The sequence below is a fragment of the Streptomyces sp. NBC_00104 genome, from assembly GCF_045160825.1.
Lineage (GTDB): Bacteria > Actinomycetota > Actinomycetes > Streptomycetales > Streptomycetaceae > Streptomyces.
Genome location: NZ_CP108215.1, coordinates 7,143,262 through 7,157,210, shown reverse-complemented (window position 1 = coordinate 7,157,210; position 13,949 = coordinate 7,143,262). Strand labels below are relative to the sequence as shown.

The following is a 13,949-nucleotide window of genomic DNA, read 5'->3' as shown; positions in this document are numbered from 1 at the left end:
GGGAAACTGTGAACTTGGGGGACCCTTCCGATAAAAACCGTGTTTCCGTTCGGTAGAACGTGTAATCGGACGTGTCCGAACACAGTCCCGTTTCCAGGCAGTTGTTCGATCATGTCCCGGTCTCGAACCGACGAGTTTCAGCCGGTCGACGCCGCTCCGAGGACCGTACGCAACCGGTCGACATCGGTCGTGGGAGCGTCACATGTGAAGTTACGGCAGACGTACGCGGTCGGTTCACCGCCGACGAGCGGACGGTCGGCCAGCAACGGCAGCTCGCCACTGTCCGTGGTCCCTACGGCCACCACCGCACCCGGCGCGGTGCCCAGCAACGCCGCCCGGTGCAGCTCCTTCGTCCCCGGATGCCCCTCCGGTCCGACGACCGCCACCTCACGCGGCCCGTCGAGCAACGCCTCCGCCGTGGCCAGCCCCCACCCGATGAACCGGGGCGCACGCGGGCCCAAGGCCTTCACCACACCCAACGCCCGCTCGGCGGCGGCCCGATGGGGCTCGGACCCGGTGTGCGCGGCATAGCTCAGCAGCGCTCCCGCGGCCGCGCTCCACCCGGACGGCACGGCGTTGTCGGTCGGATCCTGCGGCCGCCGAATCAGCTTCTCCGCGTCGACGGCGGTGTCGTACAGCGCCCCCGACTCCTCGTCGACGAACCGCGCGAGCACATGGTCGAGCAGGAACCCCGCGAACTCCAGCCACACCCCCTCCCCCGTGACCGACGCCAGTGCCAGGAACCCCTCCGCGACATCCGCGTAGTCCTCCAGCACGCCGGCATTGGCCCCGGCCCGCCCGCCCTTGCTGGTCCGCGCGAGCCGCGCCTTCTCGTCCAGGTGCAGTCGTACGAGGAGGTCTGCGGCGGCGATCGCGGCGTCGACCAGGTCGGGGCGGTCGAAGTAGGCGCCGGTCTCGGCGAGCGCCGCGACGGCGAGCCCGTTCCAGGCGGCGACCACCTTGTCGTCCCGGCCGGGCGCCGGGCGGCGCGAACGCGCCCCATGCAGCCGGTTCCTGACCGACTCGATCCTTTCGGCGTCGAACACGCCCTCGTGCTGCGGTAGTTGAAGAACGGACGCCCCCTCCTCGAAGGTCCCCTCCTCCGTGACCCCGAAGTAGTGCGCGGCGAGCCGGGCGTCCTCCTCCCCGAGCACCTCGGTCAGCTGCTCGGGCGTCCAGACGTAGTACGCCCCCTCGACGTGCCTCCCGGTCCCGTCGTCGCTGTCGGCGTCCAGCGCGGAGGCGAACCCGCCCTCGTCCGTCCGGAGTTCACGGACCATGAAGTCGGCGGTCTCCAGGGCCACGCGCCGGGCGAGCTCGGAGCCGGTGGCCCGCCAGAGGTGGGCGTAGACACGGCAGAGCAGGGCGTTGTCGTACAGCATCTTCTCGAAGTGGGGCACCACCCACTCACGGTCGACGGAGTACCGGGCGAAGCCGCCGCCGAGCTGGTCGTAGATGCCACCGCGGGCCATACGCTCGCACGTGTCCCGCGCCATCTGCAGCGCACCCTCGGAGCCGGTGCGCGCCGCGTGCCGCAGCAGGAACTCGATGACCATCGACGGCGGGAACTTGGGCGCCCTGCCGAACCCGCCGCGCGCCGCGTCGTACTCCCGGGTGAGCCCCAGCAGCGCCTGCGCGAGCTCGTCCTCCCCGGGCACGTCGACCGCCGCGAACTTCAACTCCCGCCCGGCCAGGTCCCGCACGATCTTCCCGGCGACCTCGGCGACCTCGTCCCGCCGGTCGGCCCAGGCGGCCCGCACGCCCTCCAGCACCTGCCGGAAGGACGGCATCCCGTGCCGGGGCTCCGGCGGGAAATACGTCCCGAAGTAGAACGGCTCCTTCTCCGGCGTCAGAAACACGGTCATGGGCCAGCCGCCCTGCCCGGTCGCCGCCTGCACCGCCTCCATGTAGACGGCGTCGACGTCGGGGCGTTCCTCGCGGTCGACCTTGATGTTGACGAAGTGGGCGTTCATGAAGGCGGCGACCGCTTCGTCCTCGAAGCTCTCCCGAGCTAGGACATGGCACCAATGGCAGCTTGAATAACCGACGCTCAGGTGTACGGGAACACGTCGCCGGCGTGCCTCCGTGAATGCCTCTTCCGACCAGGGCCACCAGTCGACGGGGTTGTCGGCGTGCTGGAGGAGGTACGGGGACGTCTCATGGGCCAGTCGGTTCGGCATGACTCCATCGTGCCTGACTGTCGTCGCCGGACCGCATGACGGCCTGTCGCTCCAACGTTCCCTCCTGCCGTGCCACCCGATCTGCTCAACGCCACACGGGCTCCAGTCGCGAGTAGTCCCAGGAGCGATCGCCTTTCACACCGGGCCGGACCATGAAGTGGGTGATGGCCGATCCGATGAGCTTCCGCTTCTCCTCCACCCCCATCTGGCCGGACTCCCAGCGTCGACACGCGGCTTCGGGTACTCCTCGCCCGTACGCCTCAGTGAGGATCGACCGTTCGATGATCTTGTCGGCCAGCGGCCCACTGATGCTGCATCGTCCGCAGCAGCGGCAGGAGTAGACGTAGGGACTCTTCTTGCTCTTCCCTTTCTGAGCGCACAGCGGGCCACGGCACACTGGGCCATCGGGACGCTGCGCCCCGCAGCGCAGAAAGCCAGAGCCAAGATGACGTGGGGCAGTCCTGCTTCCTGCGACTCTCGGAGCACCGCTGCCCCTGTGCAAATACAGACTGCCCGGCGAAAACGTCGCGCACACCGCCTGCCACTGGCCCGGCGTCACGATGGGTTCCCACTGCCCCAGTACCGGCCGCCGTGTCTCCGGGACCAGCAGCAGCTGCCCGTTGTTGGCGCGGTAACCGCACACCCTGGGCGTAGTGATGATCTGTGTGACCGCCTGGCCATTGGGCTTTCCGCCGCGCGTTCCGGTAACCCCGAGGTCACACCAGTCTCGCGCAATGGCCCGAACTGCCTTCCCTCCGATTCGGTCACTGATCGCCTGTCGGACGAGATGCGCCTCGTCGGGGTGCAGCGTGATCCTGTCGTCTCGCCAGCCAAAGGGGCGCGGCCCGCTGTGTGGCACGCCCTCGACGGCGCGAGCCCAGTGCCAGTTCGACAGGCGTCGGCTTCTGACTCGCGTTTCCGTGACCGACGCGTCCAGGGAGCGCACGGCTTGCAGCAACCCTTCCTGTGAGTACGGATCTCGGACTCCCTGCGGATCGACGTAAACGCGTCCCGGTCGGCTGGTCAGCGCGGCAAAGAAGCGGGCAAGATCTTCCGCGCGGCGATACAGCCGGTCGTCGGCGACGCACACCACCCCTTCGATCGACTGCCCCGTCTCGGTTTGCCCGCGCGCCAGGTCCGCGATCAATCCGTCGAATCCAGGCCTCACCACTCCCGTCCTGGACGCGCTGCGACCGTTGTCGCTGTACGTCGCAATGATCTCGCAGCCGTGATCAAGAGCTGTTCGCTCGTTGACTCGCAGCTGATGACGGACTCCATGTCCGTCGCGTTGCCGGACGTCCTCTGACGTACGCGCGTAGGACACGACCCGGATCAGTCCGGTCGGCTCATGTACGGCAAAGCCGTGCACAGCGCCCCCTTTTCGGAAATCAGCTCGATACCCAAAGAAACGAGCGAGAGATCCAGAGGTCACCGAACCGGATCAGCTCGTGGACCCATCGCGGAAGTTCAGCCGACCCGCCAGGCACATGGTGATCGCCGTACCTCCGATGCACGGTCACGCGGTGATCCCGTGAGGGCCGCGCGCCGGAAGTGTTCCGTGCGGCCACAGAACGCCTGTGCACCCGCGCATGCGCTCCCCGGCTGATCCACGCCCTCTCGCTAACGCGCCCCGATCGCTCCACACTGGCCAAAGGCAGCCGTTTCGGCGATAGGGGGACGTGTGATGCGGGACAGCCACCGGGGGGAGGCCGAACGGCTGTTGGTCCGGGCGGTCGAGGAGGAGGTCCGCAGGTCGGGCGGCCGTACCGACGGGGTAGTCCTGCTGGGCCGGGCCCGCTCCGCACTGGACACGATGGCGCAGAACGCCGCGGAGGAGTACGAGGCGTACACCCGCGCACTGGACGAATCGGAGGTCGGCCGCCTCACCTTCGGCCAGCGCTACGCGAAGGAAGGCTCCGGAACTCCCCTGCTGGTCGCGGCCGTAGCCGCGGGCACGGCGGTCGTGGCCGACCTCTCCTTCGGTGTGGACGCCGGGACCGCCGTGAGCACCGGCCTGATCGTCGGCATCGCGAGCGCCGTGGCCACGGTCCTGAAGGTGACCGCTTCCCATCTTCCCGCGAATCACCACCGCGCGGGCGCTCTGGGCCAGCCCGGCGGCCCCGAACAGCTGCGGCTGCAGTGGCTGACGGCGCTGGAGGTGCGTGGGATAAGGCCGTTCCTGGACCAGCAGCGCGTCCTCGCCGCGTCCACGCCGAAGAAGAAGGCGCCCCAGCTGCGCGGCGCGGACAAGAGCGCGGCGGCCCGGCGGCGCAACGTACTGGAGCAGTCGTTCGCCCAACTCCCGGAGTCCGACGACCGGTTCGCGGGCCGGCGGGCGGAGATGGGGAAGCTCCGCCAGTGGGTGCAGGCGGCCCGCGCCGAGACCGAGACCCGGCCCACGGTCGTCGTGCTGCACGGCGCGCCCGGCTCCGGCCGTACCGCCCTCGCCGTCCGCGCGACCCACGAGCTGCGGGACTACTTCCGGGGCGCCTGCGTGGTCGACCTGCGCGCGGACAGCCCGGAGGAGACCCCGCTGTCCACCCGGGACGCGCTGATGCATCTGCTGAATCGTCTCGGCGCCCCCCGCGACCAGCTTCTCTTCCGTGAGCGCACCTCCCAGGACCAGCAGGTCAAACGGCTGAGTGAGCTGTACCACCAGCATCTGACGGCCCTGCCGGTGACGATCGTGCTGGACGACGCCTCCGACCCCGAGCAGGTCCGCGCCCTCGTCCCGGAGCGCTCCGACAGCCTCGTCCTGGTCACCGCCCGCACCCCGCTCGCTTTGCCCGCCGACCTCCCCGCCTGGGTCCACGAGCTCCCCGTCGAGGCCCTCGACGGCGACGGCACGCACGAACTGCTGAGCACGGCGGCACAGGACGGCTCGGTGCTGTCGGAGGGGGCGTCGTCCACGCGAGCGCCGGCGGGGGCATCGGCGGGCGCATCCGCCGGGGGGCCGGCGGGCGCTTCCCCGGGGACGTCGTCATCCGCCGCCCCCGACACCGCATCCGTCGCCCGGATCCGGCACCTGTGCGGCGGCCTCCCCCTCGCCCTGCGCATCGCCGGTTCGTCCCTGGGCCCGCGTACGCCCGGCCAACTGGCCACGGACCTGGGCGCGTACGGCCCGGTCGAACCGGTCGAACGGGCCCTCTGGCTCCGCTACACCGACCAGTCGGAACCCTCGCGCCGGCTGCTGCGCCGTCTGGCGCTGGCGGGCCGCGCGTCCCTGGGCGCGGCGGCGGCCGCCTCCTTGCTGGCCACCGACGAGACGGAGGCGACCCGCCACCTCACCGCGCTCGCCCGCGCGGGCCTGGTCGACCACGTCCACGGCAACCGCTACCGCCTGCACGACCTGGTCCGCGCCTTCGCCCACGCCCGTCTCCTGGACGAGGAGGAGCCGAGCGAGCGCACGTCCGCGCAGGAACGCCTGATCGTCACCTACGCGGACCTCGCCGACTCCGTCCTGCGCCTGGTCGACGGCAACATGTCGACCCGCTCGGACCGCTTCGGCCAGCACGGCTTCGTCTCCCTGGACGAGGCGCTGCGCTGGCTGGACGACGAGACGAGCTTCATCACCTCCACGCTCCGGCACGCGGAGGGCGTGAACCAGGCGGCGGTCCTCAGCCTCCTCGGCGCCCTGTGCGACTACTGCCTGCTGCGCGGCGATCTCTACCGCCTCGGTGAGCTGAGCGAGCTGGCCCAGTCGGTGGACCAGGGCCTGCTGACCCGCTCGGTCCAGTGGCGTACGGGTATCGCGGCCCGTCAGCTGGGTGAGCTGGACAAGGCCCGTACGACGCTCGCCTCGGTCGTCGACCTCTACATGGAGACGAACCACGACGCGGGCGCCGCCCGTGCCCTGTGCTCCCTGGGCATCACCCTCCACCACCAGGGCAACCTGACCGAGGCGGCGGCGAAGCTCCTGGAGGCCCTGCAGCTCCAGGCGGGCCCCCAGCTGGCGGCGGACCGCGCCTGGACGATGCACGCCCTGGCTGCGGTGGAACGCGACCGCGCCCACCTCGCCGACGCCATGGACCTCCTCACCCGGGCCCTGGTCATCCACCGGCAGCAGGAGTCCCTGCACGGCGAGGGCTGGGCCTACTTCCAGCTGGGCCAACTGCTGCTGCGCATGGGCGAGGTGCCGCGGGCGGAGAGCGAACTGCGCACCGCCCTGGACCTGTTCGGCCGCACCCGTGACGCCCGGGGCCAGGCCTGGTCGATGACCCAGCTGGCCCGCGCCCGCCTCGTCGCCGGCGACCCCTCCGCCGCCGTCGACGGCCTCCGCCAGGCCCTCTCCCGCCACCGCGACAACGAGGACGCCCGGGGCGAGGCCTGGTCCGGCTACTACCTGGGCCAGGCCCTGGAGGAGACCGGCAACCTCGACCAGGCGGTCCGCGAACTGGAACGCTCCCGCACGATGTTCTCCCGCATGCGCGACGTCTACGGCCTGGCCTGCGCGAGGCATCATTCGGCCCGCGTGACCCGCGACCAACGAGCCGTCCAGACCGGCTCGTTGCGCAACTCCGGCTTCGCCCGCCAACTCCTCGTCGACGCCCGCGCCGACTTCCAGCGGATCGGCGTCGCCCACGGCGAGGCCTGGACCTGCCTGGAACTGGCGGTCGTGGACGCGGGCAACACCCGCACTCCCCAGGCCCTGGCCCTCTGCGAGGAGGCGACCCGTCTCTTCACCTCCTACGGCGACCGCCGCGGCGAGGACTGGGCCCGCTTCCTGAAGTGCACGCTGCTGCCGTACGCGGCCCCCGGCGGTGTGGAGATCGGCACCGCCGTGGCCCAGGAGGACCTGGCCCACCTCTCCCGCACCGACCACCCCCTGCGCGACGAGAAACTCACCGAGTACATCGAGGCGTACGAGCTGCTGCTGGAGCGAGGCGTGAACCTGGAGAGCGGCTGGCGGGCCTGGACCCTCGGCATGGTCCCGAACCGGCATGCCCGGGAGGTGATGGGGGTCCCGGTGTCGGGCGGGCAGGGGTGAGCCGAGGGCTCGGCGGCAGGCCCCCACGGCGACGCGCCGTGACTCGGTGACAGACGCACCGTGACTCCGGGACACCTGAGCGGTGTCACGGAGTCACGCCGTCGAGCCGTGGCCTCGGCGCTCAGCCCTTGGCCGGTGTCGCCTTGCCGCGCGCATCCGTCGTCGTCTCCTCGACGGAGGCGTCCGCGTCCGGCGACTCCTTGAAGTCGACCTTGCCCATGTGCTTGTTCATGGACTTCATCAGGCCCCAGACGGCCAGGGCCATCACCGCGAAGACGATGAAACCGAGGACGCCGGGGGTGACCTTGTCCTTGTCCAGCTCCTTGGCGAGGGGGACGAGGTGTGTGACTGCCAGGCTTACGCTCATGCCTGGCATTGTCCCCCAGGGCTAGCGGATGCCCGCAAAGAGGTCGTCCTCGGGGAGCGAGGTGTCCACGAGGGACTTCGCGAGCTCGTACTCCTCGGTGGGCCAGACCTCCTTCTGGATCTCCATCGGAACCCGGAACCAGCCGCCGTCGGGGTCGATCTGCGTGGCGTGGGCGATGAGAGCCTTGTCACGGATCTCGAAGAAGTCCGCGCAGGGGACGTGCGTGGTGAGAGTGCGGTCCTTGTGCTCGGACTCGTCCCAGCGCTTGAGCCAGTCGCCGTACGGGGACTCCAGGCCACGCTCCAGCAGGGCGTTGTGCAGCGCCTCGGTGCGGGGGCGGTTGAAGCCCTGGTTGTAGTACAGCTTCTGCGGCTGGTACGCCGGGCCGTACTCGGCCTCGGGGTACTTCTCGGTGTCCGTCGCGCCGTCGAACGCCACCATCGAGATCTTGTGGGTCATGATGTGGTCGGGGTGCGGGTATCCGCCGTTCTCGTCGTAGGTGGTGATCACCTGGGGACGGAACGCGCGGATCTTCCTGACCAGCTCGCCGGCCGCCTTGTCGACGTCCTCCAGGGCGAAGCAGCCGTCGGGAAGGGGCGGGAGGGGGTCGCCCTCCGGGAGGCCGGAGTCGACGAAGCCGAGCCACTCCTGCCCGACGCCGAGGATCTCGCGGGCCTCGTCCATCTCCTTCTTGCGTACCTCGTGAATGTGCTCCTCGATGTACTTGTCGCCCTGCAGTTTCGGATTGAGGATGGAGCCGCGCTCCCCGCCCGTGCAGGTCACGACCAGCACGTCCACCCCCTCGGACACATACTTCGCCATGGTGGCCGCACCCTTGCTCGACTCGTCGTCGGGGTGCGCGTGCACGGCCATCAGTCGCAGCTGGTCAGTCAAGACTCATTCCCTCGTAACTCGGTGCCCGGCCTGAACTTCGGTGACTCGGCCCGGCGCGATCCGGTGAGTCCATACTGCCGTCCCGCTCGGACACCCGTATGGGGCGGCCGTCAGGCGCTGGGCGCGGGGCTTCTATAGTGACGGCATCGGGGGGCGGGATATTCCCGGTCCAGAGCGTGGACGCCCCTGCCGGGAGCGCGCTCCCGGCCCCTTTCCGAGGAGACGACATGAGCACGGCGAGCACGCGGCTTCCCGAGGGCCGGTACGGCCGCTCCGCGGACGAGCGTGCCGACCGCAAGCTCAAGGTCATCGGCAGCGTCCTCGGCGCGGCCCTCCTGGTCCTCATCGGCTGGTTCGCCTACCACTACGTCGCCGGCAACAGGATCAGCGTCGAGATCTACACCTTCGATACGTCGGCGCGTTCGGTGAAGGTGCACCTCAGGGGCGACAAGGACGCCGGGGTCAAGGGCTACTGCACCGTGCGCTCCCAGTCCGAGGACGGTGCCGAGGTCGGCCGCGCCGACTTCCGCTTCGCCGCCGACACCACGGACATCGACGACGTCGTCACCCTGAGGACGACCGCGCGCGGCACCACGGCCGAGCTGCTCGGCTGCCACGTCGGCTGAACCCCGGCCCCCGGCCCCCGGCCCCCGGACGTAGACGTCGACCGACCCGTGACGTAGACGTCGACCGGCCCCGAGCTCTGCCGAATCGACGCCCTGACCTGCGTCGACGTAATGCTTGTGGTTTATGTCCTCCCCCTTCCGCCACTGAATTGTTAGGCTCGTGGTTTCGCCCACTCGTGAAGGAACATTCTTCTGGGTAGGGCGATGCTTTGTATTCCCAGTACCTACGAGGAGCACCTGTGACCCAGACCAGCGAGAACGTCACCTGGCTGACCCAGGAGGCGTACAACCAGCTCAGGGCCGAGCTGGAGTACCTGTCTGGTCCTGCGCGCACGGAGATCGCCGCCAAGATCGCGGCCGCGCGCGAGGAGGGCGACCTGCGCGAGAACGGCGGGTACCACGCGGCCAAGGAAGAGCAGGGCAAGCAGGAGCTCCGTGTGCGCCAGCTGACCCAGCTCCTGGAGAACGCCAAGGTCGGCGAGGCGCCGGCGTCGGCGGACGGCGCGGTGGCGCCCGGCATGGTCGTGACGATCGCCTTCGACGGCGACGAGGACGACACGGTCACCTTCCTGCTCGCCTCTCGTGAGTACGCCAGCTCGGACATCGAGACCTACTCGCCGCAGTCCCCGCTCGGCTCGGGCGTGATCGGCAAGAAGGTCGGCCAGGACGCGCAGTACGAGCTGCCGAACGGCAAGTTCGCCTCGGTGAAGATCCTCAAGGCCGTGCCCTACCAGAGCTGACCGCTCAACCGTCGCTCGATCCGGCCCCCGGCGCCCCTTCGGCGCCGGGGGCCCGGTCATGTCCGGGGCCGGTCGCCGCTCACGACGCCGCCGAGCGGTACTTCCGTACGGACAGGGTCCGGAATATGACGATGATGAGGACCGAGTAGATCAGGGAGGCCCACACCGGGTGTTGCATCGGCCAGGCGTCCGACGGCGACACCCCCGGGTTGCCGAACAGTTCGCGGCAGGCCTGGACGGTGGCACTGAACGGGTTCCAGTCGGCCACATGCTGCAGCCAGGGCGTCATCCGGCTGGAGTCCACGAACGCGTTCGAGATGAACGTGACCGGGAAGAGCCAGATCAGTCCGCCGGAGGTGGCCGCCTCGGGCGTGCTCACGGAGAGGCCGATCAGTGCGCCGACCCAGGTGAACGCGTACCCGAGGAGAAGCAGCAGGCCGAAGGCGCCGAGCACCTCGCCGAAACTGGTGTGGGTGCGCCAGCCGACGAGCAGGGCGACCACGGCCAGCACCGCCAGGGTGAACGTCGTCTGGACCAGGTCCGCGAGCGTCCGCCCGGTCAGCACGGCTCCGCGCGCCATCGGCAGCGAGCGGAAGCGGTCGATGAGCCCCTTGTGCATGTCGTCGGCGATGCCCGCACCGGCGCCCGCGGTGGCGAAGGTGACGGTCTGCGCGAAGATGCCGGCCATCAGGAATTCGCGATAGACACCGGGGTCCGTGGTGCCGCCGATGTTCATGGAACCGCCGAAGACATAGGTGAACAGCACCACGAACATGATGGGTTGGATGAGCCCGAAAATTACCATTTCCGGAATTCGGGACATGCGAATCAAATTGCGCTTGGCGACGACCAGCGAGTCCCGGACGGACCGGGTGATCGGGTTGCCGGACGGTGCGACGCGCGCGGCTCCGGTGGTGGCACTCACCTCGCGGCCCCCGTCCTGCGGCCGCGACCCTTCGCGTCGGCGGGCCCGCCGTGCTCCTCGGTCTCGTCCTTCCTTTCGGCGAGGTGTCCCGTCAGGGAGAGGAACACGTCGTCCAGGGTGGGGCGGCGCAGCCCGATGTCGTCGATCTCGATGCCTCGGGTGTCCAGCTCGCGGATGACCTCGGCGAGGAGCTTGGCACCGCCGGCCACGGGCACGGTGAGCCTGCGCGTGTGGTCCTCGACGGTGGTCTCGCCCTTGCCGAAGCCGGTCAGCACCTCGACGGCGGCCGGGATGCGCTCGCGCTCGTGCACGACGACCTCGACGCGCTCGCCGCCGGTGCGGGCCTTGAGCTGGTCGGAGGTGCCGCGGGCGATGACGCGGCCGTGGTCGACCACGGCGATGTCGTGCGCGAGGTGGTCGGCCTCCTCGAGGTACTGGGTGGTGAGCAGCAGGGTCGTGCCGCCGGAGACCAGCCGCCTGATCACCTCCCACAGCTGCTGGCGGTTGCGCGGATCGAGTCCCGTGGTCGGCTCGTCCATGAACATCACCGGCGGTGACACCACCAGCGCGGCCGCGAGGTCGAGCCGGCGGCGCATACCGCCGGAGTACGTCCTGGCGGGGCGGTCGGCGGCGTCGGCGAGGTGGAACTGCTCCAGCAGCTCGCCCGCGCGCACCTTCGCGGCCTTGGCGCGCATCTGGTACAGCTGGCCGACCATCTGCAGGTTCTCCCGGCCCGTCAGATACTCGTCGACCGCGGCGAACTGGCCGGAGAGGCCGACCGAGCGCCGTACGGCGTCGGGGTCCTTCAGCACGTCGATGCCGGCGACGACGGCCCTGCCGCTGTCGGGTCGCAGCAGGGTGGTGAGGCATCGGACGGTGGTCGTCTTGCCCGCGCCGTTCGGCCCGAGCAGGCCCAGGACGGTGCCCTCGGGGACATCGAGGTCGACGCCGTCGAGGGCTCTTACGTCACCGAAGGTCTTCACCAGGCCTTCGGCATGGATGGCGCCTGGCATGTGATTTCTCCACGTCTTCGAGGTTCCTTCGCAAAGCCTGGTTTTGCACGCTTTGCCCTGCCGCACGGGTGGCGTGGGCCACGCCGCGGGCGAGCACGAAACACACCGTAACGCGATGTATCGCGTCTCTCAATGGGCTTACCCGAACGAGTGACAAGCACGTGCCAGAGGGCCTGCCCGGCCTCAGTCGATGACGGTGTAGCCCGCCTCGCGGAGGGCGAGGTTCAGCTCGGCGCAGTGCGTCGGCCCCCTCGTCTCCAGATGCAGTTCGACCTCCACCTCCGTGAGCCCGAGCCGGGGGTCGGTCCGTACGTGGCTCACGTCCAGGACGTTGGCGTCCGCCTCCGACAACACCGCCAGCAGCGTCGCGAGGGCGCCCGGCCGGTCGGTCAGCCGGAGGCGTACCTGCAGGTAGCGGCCACTGGCGGCCATGCCGTGGCGCAGGATGCGCTGCATCAGCAGCGGGTCGACGTTGCCGCCGGAGAGCACCGCGACGACCGGGCCCTCGAAGGACTTCGGGTCGCGCAGCAGGGCGGCGACCGGGCTGGCTCCGGCCGGTTCCACGACCAGCTTGGCCCGCTCCAGGCAGAGCAGCAGGGCGCTGGAGAGGTTGTACTCCGAGACCGTACGGACCTCGTCCACCAGCTCGGCGATGATCCCGAACGGCACGTCGCCGGGCCGTCCGACCTTGATGCCGTCGGCCATCGTCGCCGGGTTCGCCACGGCCACGGGCAGCCCGGCCGCGAGCGAGGGCGGGTACGCGGCCGCGCCCTCCGCCTGGACGCCGATGACGCGCACGTCCGGCCGCAGCGACTTCACCGCGACCGCGATGCCGGCCGCGAGCCCGCCCCCGCCGATCCCGACCACGATCGTGCGCACCTCGGGGCACTGCTCCAGGATCTCCAGGCCGACCGTGCCCTGACCTGCGATGACGTCATGGTGGTCGAACGGGTGGATGAACACCGCGCCGGTCTCGGTCGCGTACTCCTGGGCAGCGGCCAGCGTCTCGTCGACCACCGTGCCGTGCAGACGCACCTCGGCGCCGTACTCCTCGGTGGCGCTGATCTTCGGCAGCGGGGCGCCCTTCGGCATGAAGACCGTGGAGCGCACACCGAGCAGCGAGGAGGCTAGGGCGACGCCCTGGGCGTGGTTCCCGGCGCTCGCGGCGACGACACCGGCGGCACGCTCCTCGGGCAGCAGGCCCGCTATACGGACGTACGCGCCGCGCAGCTTGAACGAACCCGTCCGCTGGAGGTTCTCGCACTTGAAGTGCACCGGCGCGCCGACGAGCTGCGACAAATGCCTGCTGCCCTCCATGGCGGTGACACGTGAAATGCCCGTAAGCATCTTCTGCGCGCCTCGCACGTCGTCGAGCGTCACCCGTGGAAAGGAGTCAGCCGTGCTGTAGCTCATGACTACCAGTCTCGCAGTTCACAGGGGCTGGACGCGGGTGTGACCAAGGGGCGGGACCGGGTTTCAGCGGGGCCCGTACACCCCGCGCCCGGTCCGCGTACTCTGTCCCCCAACCCAGCGCCCCACGCATGAATTGAGCCTTTGGCCATGCCCACAACACCTGAAATGTCGATGGACATGACGACTGTCGGTGACAACGGTCTTCTCGACACGCTGCAGCACGAGGTCGCGGTGTTCGCACGCCGTGCCGAACAGACCCGGCTCGGCGGCGTCGGGCAGGTGCGCAACTCCATGGACCGTGCCGCGTACCTGCTGCTCAACCGCCTCGACAAGGAAGGCCCGATGGGCGTCAAGGCGCTCGCGGCGAGCATGGGGATCGACTCCTCGACGGTCACCCGTCAGGTGGCGCCGCTCGTGGACACCGGACTCGTCAAGCGCACCTCGCATCCGGAGGACGGCCGCGCGGTGGTCCTCCAGCTGTCGCCGCGAGGGCTGTCCCGCCTTGAGGAGGTACGTTCCTCCAGGCGCCAGTTGATGGCCGAGCTCACCCAGGACTGGGACCCCGAGGAGCGCGAGGCCTTCTGCTCCCTCCTCACCCGCTTCAACACGGCGCTCTCGACCCGCATGGCGGCGGCGCCGGAGGCACCGTCACCCTCCTGACCCTTGACCGCGCCACCCCTCCTGGCCTCATATGAGACCGGGCCCTTGTCGTACGCGACGGAGGAATCCGTACGCGGCGGACCGACGGGTACACCGACGGGTACGCGGCCGGGGCCCGTTCCTCAGGGTCGGCCTCAGGCGGGA

At 70.0% G+C, this 13,949-nt stretch carries 11 protein-coding genes; 4 read left to right on the top strand and 7 right to left on the bottom strand.

Annotated features, from left to right (window positions below; translation table 11 throughout):
- Nucleotides 1-137: 137 nt before the first annotated feature.
- Nucleotides 138-2,180, bottom strand: coding sequence for a thioredoxin domain-containing protein (locus tag OG272_RS31520; protein WP_328223935.1), 2,043 nt, complete (start codon nt 2,178-2,180; stop codon nt 138-140).
- An 85-nt stretch (nt 2,181-2,265) separates the two neighbouring features.
- The gene (locus tag OG272_RS31515) at nt 2,266-3,549 is read right to left on the bottom strand and encodes a recombinase family protein (protein WP_327728028.1); all 1,284 of its coding nucleotides are present in this window, start codon (nt 3,547-3,549) and stop codon (nt 2,266-2,268) included.
- Between the two features lie 315 nt (nt 3,550-3,864).
- On the opposite strand from OG272_RS31515, the gene OG272_RS31510 reads away from it, so the two are divergent.
- Nucleotides 3,865-7,167 carry a tetratricopeptide repeat protein gene (locus OG272_RS31510; protein ID WP_327728029.1) on the top strand — a complete coding sequence of 1,101 codons (3,303 nt, stop codon included), beginning with the start codon at nt 3,865-3,867 and terminating at the stop codon, nt 7,165-7,167.
- A 121-nt stretch (nt 7,168-7,288) separates the two neighbouring features.
- Here the strand turns inward: OG272_RS31510 and OG272_RS31505 are convergent, their stop codons facing one another.
- A complete protein-coding gene (locus OG272_RS31505; protein WP_326578145.1) occupies nt 7,289-7,534 on the bottom strand; it encodes a hypothetical protein in 246 nt (81 codons plus the stop codon).
- A 21-nt stretch (nt 7,535-7,555) separates the two neighbouring features.
- Nucleotides 7,556-8,428, bottom strand: a complete 873-nt coding sequence (mca, locus tag OG272_RS31500; protein ID WP_405895324.1) for a mycothiol conjugate amidase Mca — start codon at nt 8,426-8,428, stop codon at nt 7,556-7,558.
- A 227-nt stretch (nt 8,429-8,655) separates the two neighbouring features.
- Here mca and OG272_RS31495 point away from each other — a divergent pair, with 227 nt between their 5' ends.
- Both OG272_RS31495 and greA read left to right on the top strand, forming a co-directional pair.
- Complete coding sequence (locus tag OG272_RS31495) at nt 8,656-9,054, top strand: DUF4307 domain-containing protein (RefSeq protein ID WP_327728030.1); 399 nt, start codon at nt 8,656-8,658, stop codon at nt 9,052-9,054.
- A 239-nt stretch (nt 9,055-9,293) separates the two neighbouring features.
- Nucleotides 9,294-9,794: a transcription elongation factor GreA gene (gene greA / locus OG272_RS31490; RefSeq protein ID WP_033528003.1), complete on the top strand. Its 501-nt coding sequence runs from the start codon at nt 9,294-9,296 to the stop codon at nt 9,792-9,794.
- Between the two features lie 79 nt (nt 9,795-9,873).
- Here the strand turns inward: greA and OG272_RS31485 are convergent, their stop codons facing one another.
- The 3 genes from OG272_RS31485 to ilvA form a co-directional block, all read right to left on the bottom strand.
- Nucleotides 9,874-10,719: an ABC transporter permease gene (locus OG272_RS31485; RefSeq protein ID WP_327728031.1), complete on the bottom strand. Its 846-nt coding sequence runs from the start codon at nt 10,717-10,719 to the stop codon at nt 9,874-9,876.
- Entirely contained in the window at nt 10,716-11,732 is a 1,017-nt protein-coding gene (locus tag OG272_RS31480; RefSeq protein ID WP_405895323.1) for an ATP-binding cassette domain-containing protein, read from the bottom strand. Before OG272_RS31480 ends, OG272_RS31485 begins: the two co-directional genes overlap by 4 nt.
- 183 nt (nt 11,733-11,915) lie before the next feature.
- On the bottom strand, nt 11,916-13,145 hold the full coding sequence (ilvA, locus tag OG272_RS31475; RefSeq protein WP_326578158.1) for a threonine ammonia-lyase: 1,230 nt from the start codon (nt 13,143-13,145) through the stop codon (nt 11,916-11,918).
- 165 nt (nt 13,146-13,310) lie between these two features.
- Between ilvA and OG272_RS31470 the strand changes: the two genes are divergently transcribed.
- The gene (locus tag OG272_RS31470) at nt 13,311-13,805 is read left to right on the top strand and encodes a MarR family transcriptional regulator (RefSeq protein WP_326585643.1); all 495 of its coding nucleotides are present in this window, start codon (nt 13,311-13,313) and stop codon (nt 13,803-13,805) included.
- The last annotated feature ends 144 nt before the right edge of the window (nt 13,806-13,949 follow it).